At 56.0% G+C, this 18,471-nt stretch carries 10 protein-coding genes; 2 read left to right on the top strand and 8 right to left on the bottom strand.

What is annotated here, in order from left to right; genetic code table 11:
* Nucleotides 1–36 precede the first annotated feature (36 nt).
* Nucleotides 37–3,108: an alkaline phosphatase family protein gene (locus C7476_RS22770; RefSeq protein WP_114432150.1), complete on the bottom strand. Its 3,072-nt coding sequence runs from the start codon at nucleotides 3,106–3,108 to the stop codon at nucleotides 37–39.
* 307 nt (nucleotides 3,109–3,415) lie between these two features.
* On the opposite strand from C7476_RS22770, the gene C7476_RS22765 reads away from it, so the two are divergent.
* Nucleotides 3,416–3,754 carry a hypothetical protein gene (locus tag C7476_RS22765; RefSeq protein WP_147274713.1) on the top strand — a complete coding sequence of 113 codons (339 nt, stop codon included), beginning with the start codon at nucleotides 3,416–3,418 and terminating at the stop codon, nucleotides 3,752–3,754.
* Between the two features lie 225 nt (nucleotides 3,755–3,979).
* Nucleotides 3,980–5,374 (top strand): aminotransferase, encoded by a 1,395-nt coding sequence (locus tag C7476_RS22760; protein ID WP_114432148.1) that lies wholly within the window; start codon nucleotides 3,980–3,982, stop codon nucleotides 5,372–5,374.
* A 56-nt stretch (nucleotides 5,375–5,430) separates the two neighbouring features.
* Here C7476_RS22760 and C7476_RS22755 read toward each other — a convergent pair whose 3' ends face one another.
* The 7 genes from C7476_RS22755 to C7476_RS22725 form a co-directional block, all read right to left on the bottom strand.
* A complete protein-coding gene (locus C7476_RS22755) occupies nucleotides 5,431–8,298 on the bottom strand; it encodes a TIM-barrel domain-containing protein (protein ID WP_114432147.1) in 2,868 nt (955 codons plus the stop codon).
* 357 nt (nucleotides 8,299–8,655) lie between these two features.
* Nucleotides 8,656–9,417: a polysaccharide deacetylase family protein gene (locus C7476_RS22750; RefSeq protein ID WP_114432146.1), complete on the bottom strand. Its 762-nt coding sequence runs from the start codon at nucleotides 9,415–9,417 to the stop codon at nucleotides 8,656–8,658.
* 207 nt (nucleotides 9,418–9,624) lie between these two features.
* The gene (gene ppdK, locus C7476_RS22745) at nucleotides 9,625–12,294 is read right to left on the bottom strand and encodes a pyruvate, phosphate dikinase (RefSeq protein ID WP_114432145.1); all 2,670 of its coding nucleotides are present in this window, start codon (nucleotides 12,292–12,294) and stop codon (nucleotides 9,625–9,627) included.
* A 147-nt stretch (nucleotides 12,295–12,441) separates the two neighbouring features.
* On the bottom strand, nucleotides 12,442–15,897 hold the full coding sequence (gene smc / locus C7476_RS22740) for a chromosome segregation protein SMC (protein WP_114432144.1): 3,456 nt from the start codon (nucleotides 15,895–15,897) through the stop codon (nucleotides 12,442–12,444).
* An 84-nt stretch (nucleotides 15,898–15,981) separates the two neighbouring features.
* A complete protein-coding gene (locus C7476_RS22735) occupies nucleotides 15,982–16,680 on the bottom strand; it encodes a DsbA family protein (protein WP_114432143.1) in 699 nt (232 codons plus the stop codon).
* Nucleotides 16,681–16,960: 280 nt separating this feature from the next.
* Nucleotides 16,961–17,461 carry a DUF721 domain-containing protein gene (locus tag C7476_RS22730; RefSeq protein ID WP_114432142.1) on the bottom strand — a complete coding sequence of 167 codons (501 nt, stop codon included), beginning with the start codon at nucleotides 17,459–17,461 and terminating at the stop codon, nucleotides 16,961–16,963.
* A gap of 29 nt (nucleotides 17,462–17,490) precedes the next feature.
* A complete protein-coding gene (locus C7476_RS22725; RefSeq protein WP_114432141.1) occupies nucleotides 17,491–18,465 on the bottom strand; it encodes an NAD-dependent epimerase/dehydratase family protein in 975 nt (324 codons plus the stop codon).
* Nucleotides 18,466–18,471: the final 6 nt, after the last annotated feature.

The following is an 18,471-nucleotide window of genomic DNA, read 5'->3' as shown; positions in this document are numbered from 1 at the left end:
AAATTTTAAAATCAATATTTGCACCCGGATTTCGGGCTAAGCACCCGCCCAATCGTAAATCCGTTTTGTCACATCGTATTTCCTGCCGATGGCAGGGTCGGTCTTGCTGAGCTTGCCGTTTTCGAGATGCCCGGCATAGCGCCGCAGATAGCCGGTGGTCGTTTCCGCCGACGCCACGATAGCGTTGTTGCTGTCGATAAAAGACACATCGTACCAACCATTCCCGGTTGGCAAAGCAAGTTTGACTAAGCCACTGCTTAAATGAGTTGTCTGCCCGGTATAGGCAGAGACTGCCTTTATGCTGCCATTGGCTGTCGGCCACTTGTCGAACACGAACTCGACCGTCGCGCCGCCGTCAGTCGAGCGTATATCGATCACCTCCGGAAGCCGCTGCTCCGTCCGGTTCGTGTCGCCCCGGAACTCACTCAGATAGCCATTCGGGGCATGCACGGCGAATTCATACTTGCCGCCGCGTGCGATGAGATCATATGCGTCAACGACTTCCACAGGCTTGCCATCCTTGCCCGTCTTTTCCAGCGCGTAGAACCAGGCTCCACGATCCTTGTCATAGGCATGATAGGAATAGACGTTGAGCGCAACGCCAATGCTGCCCCTGTTCTTGAAGGTCAGTTGCAGCCTGTCGGGTTTGCCAGCTTTTTCGACGACTGACCCAAACACATTGAAATCATAACCAAGCGGCAGAAGCTCTACCTGCGTCCGATCCTGCTTCAGCCGTGTCTCCTTGGCAAGGTCGGCGGCGATATCGGTTCCCTTCCCCTTATACGTTGGCAGAGCCTTCATCAGGGCCGCTTGATCGGCCTTGGTCCGGTAAGCCGGAACCGACTTTGCCGCCGCAACCGCCGCATCGATCCTGGTCTTGCCCGCGCTGGCGACAGCGTCGAGCTTGCGGGTAAAATCAAAAGCGCTGGTCATGTCGCCACAAATGGCTCTACGCCAGGATGAGATGTTCTCGAACGTCGAGCCGGACGGTTGCTTTCCCGTGGCCGCAAGCCACGTGTCGAGGAAGCGCAATGTCGAGGTATGGTCGAAGAGTTCGGAGCAGACTCGCCCGCCGACAGTCCATGGCGATATGATAAGGCAAGGCACACGGCAACCGAGACCCATGGTCAATTGATCCCTGGGCGCGGCCGGATAACGTGCATACGCCGGTGTGACAAGGTCCTGCACCAGTTTCGCCGCATGTTCTGCATTGAAGCCCTCCGCTGAAATCTCGATGCCATCGGAGACCTTGCCAACGTCCTTTACCGAAGGCAGCGGCGGCAAAGGCGGCGGCACATGATCGAAGAAACCGTCATTTTCATCGTAATTGATGATAAAGACGGTTTTCTTCCACACTTCCGGATTGGCCGCGAGAGCTTTCAATATCTGGTTAACGTAATATTCGCCGAAATGCGGCGAGATACCGCTTGGATGTTCGCAGAAGGCCTGGGGCGCGGCGATCCAGGAAACGGCGGGCAGCGTACCCTCAGCGATATCCTTTTCCAGTTGCGAGGGGACATCGGCATCGATGCGCAATATCGTGTTGACGGTCAGCGCACGCTTGGCGATTTCACTGCCGGCAACTTTATATTGCTTGAAATCCTCCAGCAGATTGTCGCCAAAATTGCCAAAATATATGTCGTCTCCCAGGCCATCCTGATAGCATTTCCAGCTTACACCCAGGCTCTGCAATAGCTCCGGATAGGTTTTCCAGTCGGGCAGGGTTTTGCCGCCGCTGAAAAACACATTGTTGGTCCAGCCATTTGCCGTGCCCGAGTAAAAATGGGCGCGATTGGAGTCCGTCCCCGTGTGGGAAGAACAATGATATTCGTCGCAAATGGTGAAGGCGTCCACAAGCTTGTGGTAGAATGAAAGGTCCTTGGCGACATCGAGATGCGCCATCGCCTCCTCGCCTTTTGTCAGCATCCAGTGATCATTCCAGCCACGATTGATAGCATCACGCTGATCGTCATAGGCATGCGGCAGCCCGAATGATTTGTATTCACCGGCTGAATCGGTACCGCGCTGCACCTGGAACGGCTTGATGTGCCCCTTGCCTTTTAGCAAGGCAACAAGCTTCGGATACTCGGCCTTGATGTCCTCGGGAATATATTTGGTGATGTCGGCAGGCAGCAGGGAAAGGAGGGGTGCGGAGTCTTGCGGCAACATGCCAACGACCGGTGACGCCGCGAATTGCTTCGACAGTCCCTGCAACCAGTAGAACAGCTCCGCCAGATTTGGCAGGCCCTTGCCAAGCGAAGGCAAGATCGCAACCGCATTGGGCCAGGAGGCCTTCAATTCATCGATCTTGATCAGAGAGGCGACAAGATTCGCAAGGGCTGCAACCATGCCTTGCGCCGGCATCCCTTCAATTACCCCCTTGAGCATATCGGGGGTGAAGAAACCGCCCTTCGGGAGGGCCTTTCCGACCAGGCTCATCACCTCCTTGTTGTCGAACAGAGACATAACTCCATTCTTCACCATCTGGGCGAACGTCGGATCGACATCATCAGGCCTGAAAGCCACCAGGCCAGCTTTCAGCTGCTCCAGCAGCTCCGGAATGGTCTTGCCGGCCATCTCTGGCGGCAGGAGGCTATCCCAGTTGCTGCGCAGCACACGCAGGAGGAAACCGTCGGGCATGGTATCAATCAACGGTGTCACCGTCGGCGCTGCCGTCGGGAACATCATAACAATCTTCTCCTTGAGGACCCGCTTGACCTCTGCCGGCTCGAATGGTGCAATGAAAGCTTCGATCATTTCCCAGCTGACGTTGTTGAACGAATAGCTGAATGACGAAAGGAGCGGTGCCCTTGGCTGATTGAACACGGGTTCGTCACTCTTCAGCCGCAGCGGCCGCGGATCGCCAAAGCCGCGCACCCCGCGCAAGGTGCCGTAATAATGATCGAAGGAGCGGTTTTCCTGCATCAGGAAAATGACATGCTCGACATCCTCGAGCGAGCCGCCCGGACAATGCGTAGCTGTATTCAACAAATCATCGATGGTGGTGGATTGCGCCAATGCCTCACGCATATAGGTCGAGCAGGCGGCATAGGCAGTAGCGCTGGTGCCGGCAAAAGCCAGCATCTTGATGAAATCGCGTCTTTCCATGAAAACATTCCTAAAATATCAAACCGTTGATTTTATTGAATTTATTTAAATGAGAATATTCAAATACATTGTCGGCAAAATTCGTGCCTCCAGTTCCAATATCGGGATTGCATGAAATCTGGATGACAATCGGTAGGACGCGTCGGCGTTCAACCCTCGCCTGCATTTAAGTCGTTTACACTTTATGAGTGGATCGGGTGTCACAGTGCTGACATGATCACCGTCCTGATTTGGACAATCGTTTCGGGAAAACAGAGGGCGGAATGCAAACCGCATTTCAAATATGAAGATAACGAGGCCTGACAATATGCCTGAGGCTGGCAAAGCGGTTTCGCTTGAAGTTGTGGAAATCGAGCTTGCGCTCGGTGCCCAGGACATTGTCGCCGACGGTTTTGAGGGAGCGCTGCAGAAGGCAGCCGACCTCGTCAATGGCGAAGTCATCTTCAATATCAGAGCACCTGAAAACAGCGATCAGCAACGGATCGCCGCCATCTCCGTGTCGGACGGGACGACCGACCAGACGGTGTTCGTTATGCTCGGTAACGACGGGACAAGTTTAACTGTGACCACCGATCAACCCGAGACCGCACCGCAGAGCAAACTCGGGATGGAATTTGCCGCTCTCCTCAAACGTTTTCGAACTTAGAACGGCGCTCTTCTATTCCGGCAAGGTTTTTCCGCAACAATACGCGAAAATGGCACAAGATCTGGCGATTCCCATGCAAGAATAGTCGATTCCGGGATGCTTTTATGCACCCTGAGTTGAAATTTTGGTTAGCAAGGTTGCAAGTAGCTCTTTTGGCGCGTCGCGCTTTGCACTTTCAAACGAGTCTGGCTAAGGTCACAAATCTTTCAAAGCCGGAGTTATCAAATGGCGAATGGCCATCCCCTTACCAATGTCCAGCAGCGCGATATCAACGCGGTTTTGCACCCCTATACTCCCCTCCACAAGCTTGCAGAAACCGGGCCGCTGGTCATGGGGCACGGCAAGGGCGTCTACCTCTACGATACGCAGGGCAAGGAATATATCGAGGGCATGTCGGGCCTGTGGTGTGCGGGTCTCGGCTTCGGCGACGAAGAGATGATCGAGGCGGCCAATGAACAGATGCGCACCCTGCCCTATTACCATCTCTTCGGTGGCAAGGGTATGGAGCCTGCTACCGAACTTGCTGAAAAGCTTAAGGAAATCGCTCCTGTACCAATCTCGAAAGTGTTCTACACGTCGTCCGGTTCCGAGGCCAACGACACGCAGGTCAAGCTTGCATGGTACTATAACAATGCCCTTGGCCGGCCTGAAAAGAAGAAGATCATCTCCCGCGTCAAGGCCTATCATGGAGTGACCGTAATGGCCGCATCCTTGACCGGCCTGCCCGGAAACCACAAGGGGTGGGACCTGCCCGTGGACCGCGTGCTGCATACGGATTGCCCGCATTACTATCGCTTCGGTCAGGAGGGCGAAAGCGAAGCCGAATTTGTGGCTCGTCTTGCCAAGTCATTGAAAGATATGATCGAACGGGAGGGACCCGAGACCATCGCCGCCTTTATCGCCGAACCTGTCATGGGTGCCGGCGGCGTCATCGTTCCACCTGCGGGCTACTTCGCCGCCATTGAACCGATCTTGCGCGAGCACGACATTCTCATCATCGCCGACGAAGTCATCAATGGTTTCGGCCGGACCGGCAACTGGTGGGGCAGCCAGAGCGTCGGCATGACCCCGACGACGATTTCAGCCGCCAAACAGTTGACCGCAGCCTATGCGCCGCTCGGAGCCGTGCTCGTCCCGGAGGACATCTACCAGGCCTATGTCGACCACAGCGCCCAGCTCGGAACATTCGGCCATGGCTTTACTTATGGCGGTCATCCGGTCGGCTGCGCGCTTGGCGTAAAGGCAATAGAGATTTACCAACGCCGCAATATTGTCGAGTATGTTCGCGGCTTGACCCCGACTTTTGAAGCTCGCCTTGCCAAGATCAAAGACCATCCTCTCGTCGGTGAAGTTCGTTCCTGCGGACTTGTTGGAGCGGTGGAGATGGTTGCTGACAAGAACACGAAGCGCCCCTTCGATCCCGCGCACGGCGTCGGTTCAAATCTTGCGAAGTTCCTTGAAGGACATGGCGCCATACTTCGCGCTCTGGGCGACACGATCGCCTTCTGCCCGCCGATGGTCATCACCGGGGACGAGCTCAACGAACTCTTCAATCGCTTTGAATTGGCCTTGGCCGACACCGAGGCTTACGTATCGAAGAACGGGCTGCGCGCCCAATAATTTTCAGTTCGTCAAGCCATGAAAGGGCAGTCAGAAACTGCCCCTTCATGTCTTTGTCACTTGGTGGTCAGCGTAACACTTTGCTTTTCCTTGGCTTTGATCCGGACGTACGTCACGTCTATATTGCCATGGCCTGCATCTTGGCCAGAATACCAGCCTTCACCGGCGGTCTTTAGACCGGCGACGTTCGGAATCTGATTGAGCTTCACGCCGTTCAACTCGACACTTGTGGCATGAGGGCCATGAATTTTCACAGTATAGTGTTCGAGCTTTGGCGCAAAACTACCCTTTGGTGTAGCTGTTTCGAATAGAACCGTTTTATCAGTCCTCTGCACCGACAATTCTTGCAGGAAATACATGCCCTTTTCATAATCATAGGTTTTACCGTCATCGTCGTAATACTCGAATGAGGTGCGTTTCGTGTCCGGAAATACTTCGACGTCCAATTCCGTCAATGGCTTTTCTCCGACATATTGCACGTCTTCACTCATCATCGGGATAATCGCACCCTGGCGGATGAACAGCGGAACATCGGACAAGCCATTGTTAAGACCGTAGTTTTCGCCTTTACCACCTTCGTGAACGCCTCCCCACCGCCAGTCGAGCCAGCTGCCCTGAGGGAAATAAATCCATTTCTCTTTCTGTTCCTGTTGAACCACCGGAGAAACCATCAACCACTCCCCGAACAGCCAGCTATCGACGTTGTTGGCAACGTTCTTGTCTTCAGGCCAATCGAAAATCAATGGACGGACAATGCCGAGGCCGGTCTTGTTGCGCTGATGTTCATAGCTGTAAATATAGGGTATCAACTTATAGCGGAGCTTGATTGCGTCGATCGCATCCTCGGCCGTTGCTTTGCCAGGTGGCGCGTAGTACCAAGGCTGGCGTTGTATCCCGTTGTCACCATGGACGCGAAAGATCGGCGTAAAAATGGCAAATTGCATCCAGCGGGCATAATCCTCATATTGGGTTCCGATCTTGACCCCATTCTCTGTCCGATCTCGAAAGCCACCCGTATCCATGGTCCATTGCATCGCACCGGCGTTTATTGCACTCAGCATTTTCTTGCGCTGATCAGCCATGACGTCAAAGCCATTGTTAATATCGCCCGACCAGAGCCCATAAGCGTAACGTTGGGCGCCCAGATAGAAGTTACGGTTGATGGACCAGACGCGTTTTTCGGGTGCGTAGCTGCGCTGCCATTCATAGACCGCGCGTTGCATATCGAAACCTTCGGTTTCATTACCGTCATCTGTGGCATTGCTCGAATCGAACTCGTCGTTCCACCAGCCTGAAATACCGGAATCGAGAGCACCTCTAAGATGGTGAAAATACCAGTTGAGAACCTCTGGCTTGGCAAAATTCAGGTGCCGCATCTTTGTAGTCTTTAAGAAATAATCCTCTTCTTCTTTCGTATTGGGCATCCAGAAATTACGGCTCAGTGCATAAGCACCTTCGTTGGATGCCACGGGGATCCGCGGCTTCAGGATCGTGGTCAGCTTGATACCCTGCTTATCAAGCCACGGCTTCAGCTTGTCTTTATCTGCAGCATTCGGCGCCATGCCCGGAAATTTCTCCAGGTTCCAGGTAAACTGGCTATAAGGATAATTGGCATTGGCCCAGTACATCCAGTCCAGGTCAAATGTCATTGCGTCGAGCGGTATACGTTCTTTGCGATATTGCTCAATGATATTACGAAGTTTGGGTTCAGTCAGGCCTTTGCTATAGTCGTTTCCATCCCATGGGGTGTCCGCGCCCCATTGGCTGTTGGTGAAGCCCATGGCCCATTTTGGAAACAGCGGTGAACGTCCGCTTATCTTGGCAAGTGCACCGAACAACTCAGGCGGACGGCCCAGAATAAAATAGGCATCGACATCGGTCTTTGAGGTGCCAAGGAATGCGATGTTCTTGTTGTCGCGCAGATCGATCTTCCTGCTGGCGGAACCCATCGTATCGACAAGAACGCCATGGCCTGCCGTGCTCCAGACAAAAGGTGCACCCGCATGTCCCTGCGCGCCGGAATTCAGGCCTTCTTCCCAGTTGCGAAATAGGCCGGCGGGTTTCTCATACTCGGCACTACCATTGATACCGTAACGGGGATCATTTGCATTGTGCTCCACGATGACGTTGCCGATCCTGAGCTCGTCAACACTGATCGTCATCACTTTCGCGCCCACAGCGTTAAGAACCGAGACTGTCAAGTCCGAAGGATTCCAGCGGGCGGTGTATTGTCCCAGAACAAGGTCTTTCCCCGCCGGAAGCGTTGAGTCCTTCAACTCGTAGACGGCATCGGGTTTAAAGCCGGGGTCAATTACCCGAGTTTTCTCCGTGCCCTTTCCATCCGGCAAATAATGAACCCGAAACGCGTTGGCGGTCACTGCACGTACCTCAAGCACATCCTTTTGAATTTGCACATCGAAACCGCCCTGCTTTGGTGTGATAGTGCCGTCCTTTATCAGTTGACCTTCAGGTTGGACGGCACCCTTGTCTCCAACTGCCCCTTTGTCTCCAACCGCGCCCTTGTCTCCGACCGATCCTTTGTCGCCGGCCGCACCCTTGTCTCCAACCGCGCCCTTGTCTCCGACCAGCCCCTTCTCGCCAACTTCGCCCGCTGTGCCCTTGTCCCCGGCCAGCCCCTTCTCCCCAACTTCGCCCACTGTGCTCTTGTCCCCGGCCTCACCTTTGTCTCCGGCCAGACCCTTACCGCCAACTTCGCCCTTTTCCCCGTTTGCGCCCGCGTCGCCCTTCTCTCCGGCCTCGCCTTTGTCGCCGGCTTGCCCCTTGTCTCCGGGCTCGCCCTTTGGTCCTGGCAGGCCGGCAAAGGTACTGCTGTTGGCCTGGGCCGCATCCGGTTTCGTATCGTTGCAGCCGGCCAGACCCGGCAATAACATCAAGCTCAGTATGGAAATTTGAATGCGGTTCAAGATAATTCCTCCTCAAATCAAGGTGAGGCAAAACCAGACATTTCGACGGAAAATCAATGAGATGCGCAGCTACGTCCGAACGTGCTGCGCCGTTGCGCGGTTGGCCACCTCGGCACAATTGCGCATCAAATATTTGATCCAGCTCTGGTGTGGTTCTGTCTTTTAAAAATGGTTCGCTAAAAAATGAACTGCGCGGATGTATCCGCAAAAATCATATGAATTTCTATATCTTCATGCGGATGAACCCCTCCCAAGGTATCGCTCGATCAGCGTTCCGCACCGAACACAATACGGACAAGCCTGTCAATTATCCCAAAGTCTATATATTTTGATAGTCGTATAAAATGGAACGAGCCGTTAGACACCTGGCCTTGTTGGCTGCTCGCTCTCCTCAACGTCCTCGAGGCGCACAAAATGGAAGCCCTTTTGCTTGAGCGCGAGAATACCTTTGACGACTCCCTCGCCTGCTGCTCGCGTCGGCTGGTTCACATGGGCGATGATCACGTCGCCATCCTTGGCGGCCGTGATGCGCTTCTCAACCTGCCCGGCCAGCAATGACGCTCCTATGTCGGCATTCAGGGAATAACCGGCCACCCGATACCCCATCTGATGGATAAGTGTTATCGCATCGTCGCTGTAGCGTGCCGTCGCGTCGCGATACCAGGCCGGCTTCGTCAGTGTCGCCGCAGTCATCGCATTCGCACCGCCTTCAATCTCCGTGCGGATAGCAGGCAGAGATCCTGCCGTCTTCAGGCCGAACATCCTGGGTTGGTTGTCGATGGCCGGGATATGATTAAGCCCATGATTTTCCAGTTCAAACAGGTCTGGATGCGCTTTCATGATCGCTAGTGAAGGGGCATTGTGCTTGAGCCAGCGGCCGGTGACAAAGATTGTCGCCGGGATATGGTTGTCAACCAACGCATTGAGGATGCGCTGATCTGTCTGTCCGGAACAGGCATCCAGCGTCAAGGCGACTTGCGGCGTTGCATCGCCGCCTCTGGTGATGAACAGCTTGGGTTCTATAAAGTGAGGATGTTCCTTGGCTGGCGCCGTGACGACGGAGGCGCAGAGAACAGTTGCAGCGATGATTGCAGACGTTGAGCGCACGATTTTCGCCATATGTTGAGAGCCCAAAAGGAAAACTCGTCAAGAGGCGGCGAAAATGGTGGTTTTCGAGCACCGAAGCGCAGCGTACATTTGGTACGTGAGCCTCGGAGCACAGAAAAACGCCATTTGCAGCCCTTCTTGTCGAGTTTGCATTTGGGCTCTGAGGAATTTCGCGCGGACAGGGCGCGCTAAACCAAGCATATTTATGGCAGACGTGGTTCAGGCATTCTTCGCCTTTGCCGAGGCCTGCGCTGCGGCAAGCCGGGCGATCGGAACGCGGAACGGCGAGCAGGAAACATAGTGGAGCCCGACTTCCTCGCAGAAGTGGATGGACGCTGGATCGCCGCCGTGTTCGCCGCATATGCCAAGCTTGATTCCGGGCCGCGCCGCCCTGCCCTTGTCAGCACCGATCCGTACCAGTTCGCCAACGCCGTCAATGTCGATCGTTACGAACGGATCCTGCTCGATGATTCCCTTCACCTGATAGCTCATCAGGAAGGATGAGGCGTCATCGCGCGAGATGCCGAATGTCGTCTGGGTCAAGTCGTTGGTTCCAAACGAGAAAAACTCGGCAACTTCGGCAATCGAGTGGGCTCGGATGGCGGCACGCGGCAGCTCGATCATTGTTCCGACCAGATAGTTGATCTTGATGTCAGCCTCTTTCATCACATCGGCAGCAACCGCATCTATTCGCGCCTTGACGAAATCGAGTTCGGCTCGCAGTCCGACGAGCGGCACCATGATTTCTGGCTCTACAGGGGCGCCTGTCGATTTCGCCGCTTCCACAGCAGCTTCGAAAATCGCCCGCGCCTGCATTTCCGCGATTTCCGGATAGGAAATGGCAAGGCGGCAGCCGCGGTGGCCAAGCATCGGGTTGGTTTCGTGCAGGCTATCAGTTCGTTCACGCAGCTTTTCGGCGTCGACATTCATGGCAGCAGCAACTTCGGCGATTTCTTCCTCGGTTTTCGGCAGGAATTCGTGCAGCGGCGGGTCAAGGAGACGAATTGTGACCGGCAGACCATGCATGATTTCAAACAGTTCCACGAAATCGGACCGCTGCATAGGGAGCAATTTGTCGAGCGCAGCACGGCGGCCTTTTTCGTTATCGGCCAGGATCATTTCGCGCATGGCGACGATGCGTTCGCCTTCGAAAAACATATGCTCGGTGCGACACAAGCCAATGCCTTCAGCGCCAAATGAGCGAGCCGTACGGGCATCGACAGGCGTTTCCGCGTTGGCGCGCACCTTCATCCGCCGCGTCTTGTCGGCCCATTCCATGATCCTGCCGAAGTCTCCCGAAAGTTCCGGCTGCCGCATGGGCACTGCGCCCTTGAGCACCTGGCCGGTGCCGCCATCGATGGTGATGATATCGCCCTTCTTCAAAACGACACCCATGGCGAGCAGGGTCTCGTTGCGATAATCGACGCGCAGCGAGCCAGCACCCGACACGCAGGGTTTACCCATGCCCCGTGCGACCACTGCCGCGTGGCTGGTCATGCCGCCGCGCGTGGTCAAGATCGCTTCGGCGGCATGCATTCCGTGGATGTCTTCAGGACTTGTCTCGATACGAACCAGAATCGCTTTGCGCCCCTCGGCCTTCAGCTGCTCGGCGTCTTCCGACGAGAATACGATTTCGCCTGTGGCAGCGCCCGGAGATGCCGGAAGGCCTGTTCCGATGATATTGCGCTCTGCACCCGGATCGATGGTCGGGTGCAGCAATTGGTCAAGCGAAGCGGGATCGATGCGCAGAACTGCTTCCTCGCGCGAGATCAGGCCTTCTTCTGCCATTTCCACTGCAATCTTCAATGCTGCCTTGGCGGTACGCTTGCCGGACCGCGTCTGCAGCATCCATAGTTTGCCGTTCTCGATGGTGAACTCGAGATCCTGCATGTCGGTGTAATGCTTCTCGAGCCGTTCCGATACTGCACAAAATTCGGCAAAGGCCGCAGGCATTATCTTCTCCAGCGAGGGCTTGTCGGATCCCGCAGCAATGCGTGCGTCTTCGGTGATGTTCTGCGGTGTGCGAATACCGGCAACGACGTCTTCGCCTTGCGCGTTGACCAGGAACTCGCCATAGAGCTTCTTCTCGCCAGTGGATGGATTGCGGGTGAAGGCAACCCCGGTCGCCGAGCGATCGCCCATATTGCCGAACACCATCGCCTGGACGCTGACCGCCGTGCCCCAGCTCTCCGGAATGTTGTGAAGCCGCCGATAGGTGATCGCGCGGGCATTCATCCAGCTGGAAAATACAGCGCCAATCGCCCCCCACAGCTGCTTTTCCGGATCCTGCGGGAAGGGCTCATCAAGCTCTTCCTCGATCTTCGCCTTGTACAAGGCAATGACATTCTTCCAGTCGTCGGCTGTCAGTGCGGTGTCGACCTCATGGCCAAGGTTGGCCTTGGTGTCTTCAAGAATCTCTTCGAAAACCGAATGATCGAGGCCCATGACGACGTCAGAATACATCTGGATGAAGCGGCGATAACTGTCATAGGCAAACCGATCATCGCCGGTCTCGCGGGCAATCGCCTCCACTGTCTCGTCGTTGAGGCCAAGGTTGAGCACCGTATCCATCATACCCGGCATCGACGCACGAGCTCCGGAGCGCACGGAGACCAGCAGCGGCTTTTCTGTGTCGCCAAAATTGCGGCCCGTAATCGCAGCAATGTGAGAGAGGGACTTCTTTACATCCGTTTCGAGCGTGTCCGGATATTTGCGGCCATTGTCATAGTACCAGCTGCAAACGTCTGTCGTGATGGTGAATCCCGGTGGAACCGGCAAGCCGAGCGAGCACATCTCGGCAAGATTTGCGCCTTTTCCACCCAACAGATTGCGATCACCGGCGGATCCCTCCGCCTTACCGTCACCGAATGTGTAGACCCATTTCACCATTGCAGCCTCCCTGCCGCTGAAACACAAGAGAGGTCTACGCGATCAATTCGTCAAGCACCATCAAAAAATGCTGCATCGCAGCATTCAAATCGATTAGCAGAGTAAATCCGCATTAAGCTTTGAAATCCTTCGTCATTTACGGATCGGTCAGCTTGCCTCACGCAGCTGCTCGGCGGTCTGGAGATCGACGGAGACCAGCTGGCTCACGCCCTGTTCGGCCATAGTCACGCCGAAGAGCCGGTTCATCCGTGCCATGGTGATGGGATTGTGGGTGATGACGACAAACCGCGTATCGGTGGACGCTGCCATTTCATCCATCAAATTGCAGAAACGCTCGACATTATGATCGTCGAGTGGCGCGTCCACTTCATCGAGAACGCAGATCGGTGCGGGATTTGTGAGGAACACCGCAAATATCAAAGCCATTGCGGTCAACGCCTGTTCGCCGCCTGACAGGAGCGTCATCGTCTGCGGCTTCTTGCCGGGCGGGCGGGCAAGGATTTCGAGGCCCGCTTCCAGCGGATCGTCGGACTCGATCAATTGCAGCTCTGCCGTGCCGCCACCGAAGAGGTGTGTGAACAAGCGTTGAAACTGGACGTTGACCACTTCGAACGCGGCCAAGAGCCGTTCGCGCCCCTCCCGGTTCAAACTCTGGATCGCCTGCCGCAGTTTCTTCACCGCCTCGATGATATCTTCACGCTCGCTGACGATCGTCTCAAGCCGCGCGGAAAGTTCGTCTTGTTCTTCCTCAGCCCGCAGGTTGACCGCCCCGAGGCGTTCGCGCTCGATCTTGAGACGCTCCAGATTGCGCTCCGTTGCATCTACATCCGGCAGTGGATCATCTGGGCCGAGCCCGGTCAGCTTCATCACCTCATGCGGCGCACAATGCAGCGCCTCGGCAATGCGGGTTTCGGCATCCTTACGGCGCTCTTGCGCGGCAGCGAGCCGTTCCTCGGCGCGTGCCCTGCCCTCGCGCGCTGTAGCCAAAGCCTGAATGGCATCGGTTGCAAGCTGGTCGAGTTCCCGTTGCCTGTTTTCTGCAATGGCAAGCTTGTCGGCTGCATCCTTACGCAATGCCTCTGCTTCGGACAATTGTGAGAGCAATGTCCTATTGCGCTCGGCAAGTTCGTCGGGCGCGTCAGCGAGGTTTTCCGCCTCGCGCTCTGCTTCGAGGCGGCGTTCGTAAAGTGACGTGATCTGCCGGTCGGCATTATCAGCGCGGTTGACCCAGCTCTTGCGTTCGTGACCAATCGCTTCGAGGCGACGCATACGATTTTCGCCTTCTCGGCGCAGACCATCATGAATCGCGCGGGCTTCCGCCAGTGCAGCGCGGTCAAGCGTCACTTCGCTCGTCAAATTGGCGAGCCGGATGTTGACTTCATCAAGATCGGCAGCACTCGACAGCCGGGTTTCCGCCTCCAGGAATTGCTCCTGGGTTTCCTCCAGGTTTTCGGCAAGGCGCGCCCTGCCCTCTTCGAGAGCGGCGCGGCGGCTGGACAATTGCCCCGCGGCACGTTCGGCGGCAGCCAAGCCTTCGCGCGCATCGGTGACGGAGCGTTGCATGCCACGCAATTGATCACGTGCAGTTCGCTCCGTTTCGACGGATTGCCGTACGGCTGCTTCGGCAGCGACTATTCCGGCTTCCGCAGCACGCAGGATTTTCGTTGCCTCAACAACTTCAAGATCGAGTTCCGCCAAACGATTCTTCTGGGCAAGGCGCTGCGCGGCCGGCGTCGGTGCATCGGCGCTCGCCGTATAGCCATCCCAGCGCCACAACGCGCCGTCACGGCTGACCAGCCGCTGACCGGGCTTCAGCGCAGACTGTAGCCGCATTCCGTCGGCTTCAGTGACAATACCGATCTGGGCAAGACGGCGCGCCAGTTGGCGCGGAGCCCGGACAAATTCCGCCAGGGATTGAAGACCTGCCGGCATTGCCGGGTCCCCCGAACCGTCTACTTCACCCCAGAAGACCGGAGCGCTTTTGTCCGTGGGTGCGTCAAGATCCTCACCCAAGGCAGCTCCAAGAGCTATTTCATAACCCTTCTCGACTTTCAGCGCCTCCACGACCGCGGGAAAAAGGTCTGACCCGCCAAGGTTGATCATCTTGGCGAGCGTATTCGCTTCCGTCTCTATACGACCCAGATTGCTGCGCGCTTCCTGCAGGGGTTGGCGAAGTTCGGCCTCCCGCCGACGCGCGGTTTCCACAGCTGCTTCGGCAGTGAGTGCAGATTCTTCGGCGTGCTCGAGTGCGGCTTCGGCGGTTTCCACCTGACCTTGTTTCTCGACAGGATCGGCCAACGCGCCGATCTGGGCTGCGACTGCAGACAAGTCGCGCTCCACATCGCTCATCTGACGCATGAGGCGCTCGCGCCGCTCGGCACTCTCGCGCAGGTTCCGCTCGACCTGCGCACGTTCGGCCGAGGCTTCTGCGCGCTCGGCAGTAACTTTAGCTAGTGCTGCTTCGCTTTCTTTCAGCTTGGCATCGGCGCGCTCGAATTCTGCACGCGTTTCGATCTCGCGTTCGCCAGCATTAGCATTTTCTTCGTTGAGTGACCGCTCCTCCGTGTCGAGACGTGCCAGCACATCGGCGTTGTCGCGCACCATCTGCTCCTCGCGAGCAATATCGGCAGTGAACTGAACGAGGCGCTTTTCCAGTTCGTTCTGGCGCGCCTGCATCCGCTCGGCTTCCTCATTGAGCTGCGACCGCGCGATGGTCAGACGCTGTAATATCGCCGCTGCCTTGGCTTCTGCATCGCGCAAATCAGGCAATTTATGTGCGCCGATCGCCTGTTCCTTGGCGGCGTTCATCTGCTTTTGTGCCTGATCGCCGACGCTAACCGTCGCCACCGAGAGCGCCGATTGCGCCTCGCCTTCCTGCGCCTTGGCAACGGACCACTTCAGATGCAGAAGAATGGCTTCCGACCGGCGTATATCGGCGGACAGGCTTTTAAAGCGATTTGCCTGACGCGACTGCCGCTTCAGACTTTCGATCTGCGTTTCAAGCTCACCGACGACATCCTCGAGCCGCTCAAGGTTCTGTTCCGCTGCCCGTAGACGCAGTTCAGCCTCATGGCGACGGGTATGCAGGCCGGAGATCCCAGCGGCCTCTTCCAGCAAGGCCCGGCGTGCCTGGGGTTTCGCCTGGATAAGCTCACCGATACGGCCCTGCCCGACCATCGAAGGCGAACGTGCGCCTGTCGATTGATCGGCAAACAGCAATTGCACGTCCTTGGCGCGCGCATCCTTGCCGTTGATGCGATAGACCGAGCCGGCCTCGCGCTCTATGCGCCTCGAAACCTGGAGCTCGTCGGCATTGTTGAATGCGGACGGCGCACTGCGATCCTGATTGTCGAGGAAGAGCGTCACTTCCGCCGTATTGCGTGACGGCCGTGTCCCCGATCCGGAAAAGATTACATCGTCCATGCCGGAGGCGCGCATGTTCTTGTACGAGCTTTCGCCCATCACCCAGCGCAGCGCTTCAACGAGATTGGACTTGCCGCAGCCATTGGGACCGACGACGCCGGTCAAGCCACTTTCAATGACGAATTCTGCAGGTTCTACGAATGATTTGAAGCCGAGCAGGCGGAGCTTGGTAAAGCGCATCAGATGCCCTTTCCGACAAACACCGCACATGCAAGAGATTGGACGGCGGACGCAACGAAGCATCCGCCGAAAACCGGGTGGCGGTTACTTAAGCAGTCCGTCAATAATCGCTGACATTTCGTCAACCGAAAGGGCTCCCGAGTATCTGCTGCCATTGATGAAGAATGTTGGAGTAGCATTCACTCCAAATTCATTGGCTCCGCGCTCACGCACAGCATTCACATCATCCAGAAGTTTTTGGTTCGTCAAGCACGCCTTGAAGGACTCCTGTGTAAAACCGGCCAATTTGGAGATTTGCAGCAAAGGTTCTTCTGCATTTGCCGCACCTGCCCACTGTTCCTGCTGTTTGAATAGAACTTCAACCAGCGGGTAGTAGCGCTCTTCAGGAGCACAACGTGCCAACATGAAGGCGGCCGCCGCGCGTGGGTCAAACGGGAATTCGCGCAGGATGAGCTTGGCCTTGCCCGTATCAATATATTTTTCCTTGATCGTGGGCAGGGTTGTCGTTGCGAAATGCGCGCAGTGCGGGCACGTCATCGATGCGTATTCAACGATCGTCACAGGCGCTTCGGCCTTGCCCATCACGATATCTTTCAAGGTGCCGGGCGCAAGCAGCTTCGCCTCATCGACTGTCCCTGCCGCAGGCGGAACCTTTACATCGGATGCATTCGGGACAGGAGTAGCGTCTTGTGCCCAAGCCTCCGTGCCAGCGGCCAAAGCGATGGCGGCCGTGGAAACAGCGGCGAGCGTCAGAATTTTTCTGCGTGTCAGCAATTCAGTCATAAGATCACCTGTCTCCGGTGTTGGTTATGCAATTACAAGTCTTTGACTCGTTAGTGGCCCAGGGGCTGTTGAAATTCATGCTCTGAAGCGACGAAAATGGTGGTTTCGAGCACCGGAGCGAAGCGTACTTTAAGGTACGTGAGCACCGGAGCGCAGAAAAACGCCATTCGCAGGCCGTCAGAGCGTGAATACCAACAGCCCCTTGTTTCTTTAAGGCACGGTATACGTTCTGTCTTTGAATTTTTCGTGATGCGACATCAATGAATTCACACTATTAGAATTATCGTTTCATCTTGTCGGCATGAATACTCTGTCCCAGCCGTTGCAGCGCCTCGCGTAGACCATCATCCTCGATCGGCTCGACGGAGCGGCTGATCTTGTCGGCTGTTGCCGCGTCCACTGGCGGCAAGGTCCGGCGTTTGGCAACCGGCTGCTCGACAGGCTTCTGTTCGATCTTGATCCTGCCGACAGCTGCAAAGCCCAGAAATGCATTGACGCGGCTGATGATTTCGCCCGTTTCGTGTTGAATTCGCATGGCCGTAAAACCTTGACATGCGACCACTAACGTTGCCGGCTGGAACGGATCATTCTCATGTGCCCGGCGCGGCCAAAGAAGTTTGAGCGGTCTCGATTGCGCGCCGACGGCCGGTCCGACAATCTCTTCCCAGGCCTGAACAAGTTCGATCGTTATCCCCGCGCGCTTGCGCAACACAGGATCAAGAATTCCTGCAGCTGGGTCGGCAAGTGGGCGAAAGCCTTTTTTTCTGCGATCATCGCTCATTGGCCTATCGCACCTGTTTCAGAGGAGTCTCAGCGGCCATTATAGCCGCGGAACCATTCAACGAACAAAGGAATACCTTGTTCCAGCGTGGTAGCGGGCGAAAAACCGAGGTCCCGTGATGCAAGGTCGATGTCCGCATATGTACATTTAACATCAGCGGGGGGCATCGGCTCAAATTGTTTGATCGCCTCTCGACCACAGGCATTTTCGATGATTTCGATAAAACGCATCAAGGCGACCGGCTTGTTGTTGCCGAGATTATAGACTGGTGCCGTTCCTTCGGGATGGGAGAGAATGCGATTTACGGCGCCATAAACACCGCTGACGATGTCATCAATGAACGTGAAATCGCGCTGCATGTGGCCGTGATTGTAAACCTTGATCGGCTTGCCTTGCAAAATCGCATCCGTAAAAAGCCAGGGGGCCATGTCAGGGCGACCATAGGGGCCATAGACAGTGAAAAAGCGCAGACCTGTCGAAACAATCTTGTGCACGTGCCCATAGGAGTGGGCAAGAAGCTCAGCCGAGCGCTTGGTCGCAGCATAGACCGAAACGGGATGATCGACGGGATCGTTTTCCGAGAAAGGCACTTTGGTATTTGCGCCGTAGACCGATGAGGAACTCGCATAAACCACGGGGGGCCGTTTCGGCATTTTCAACGCCTGCTCGAATATCGTCACCTGGCCATGTACGTTGGCATCGACATAGGCCGCCGGGTTTTCGACCGAGTAGCGTACGCCGGCCTGCGCTGCGAGATGCACTATGATGTCGGCATCCGTATCATCGCCGATCGCAGCGGAAAGCCCTTGGGGATCGGCTATGTTACCACGGACAAAACGGATATTGGAAAGACCATCCAGCGCGGAGAGCCGGGCTTCCTTGAGCGCTACTGGATAATAGTCGTTGAGATTGTCGATCGCGATAATGTCAAAGCCTTCGCTGGCGAGCCGTCGCGCAACGTGAAATCCGATAAAACCAGCTGCTCCAGTAACGATGGCCTTCATAAATTA

The sequence above is a fragment of the Phyllobacterium bourgognense genome, assembly GCF_003337575.1.
GTDB classification, from domain to species: Bacteria; Pseudomonadota; Alphaproteobacteria; order Rhizobiales; family Rhizobiaceae; genus Phyllobacterium; species Phyllobacterium bourgognense.
This window is presented reverse-complemented; position numbering and strand designations above follow the sequence as displayed.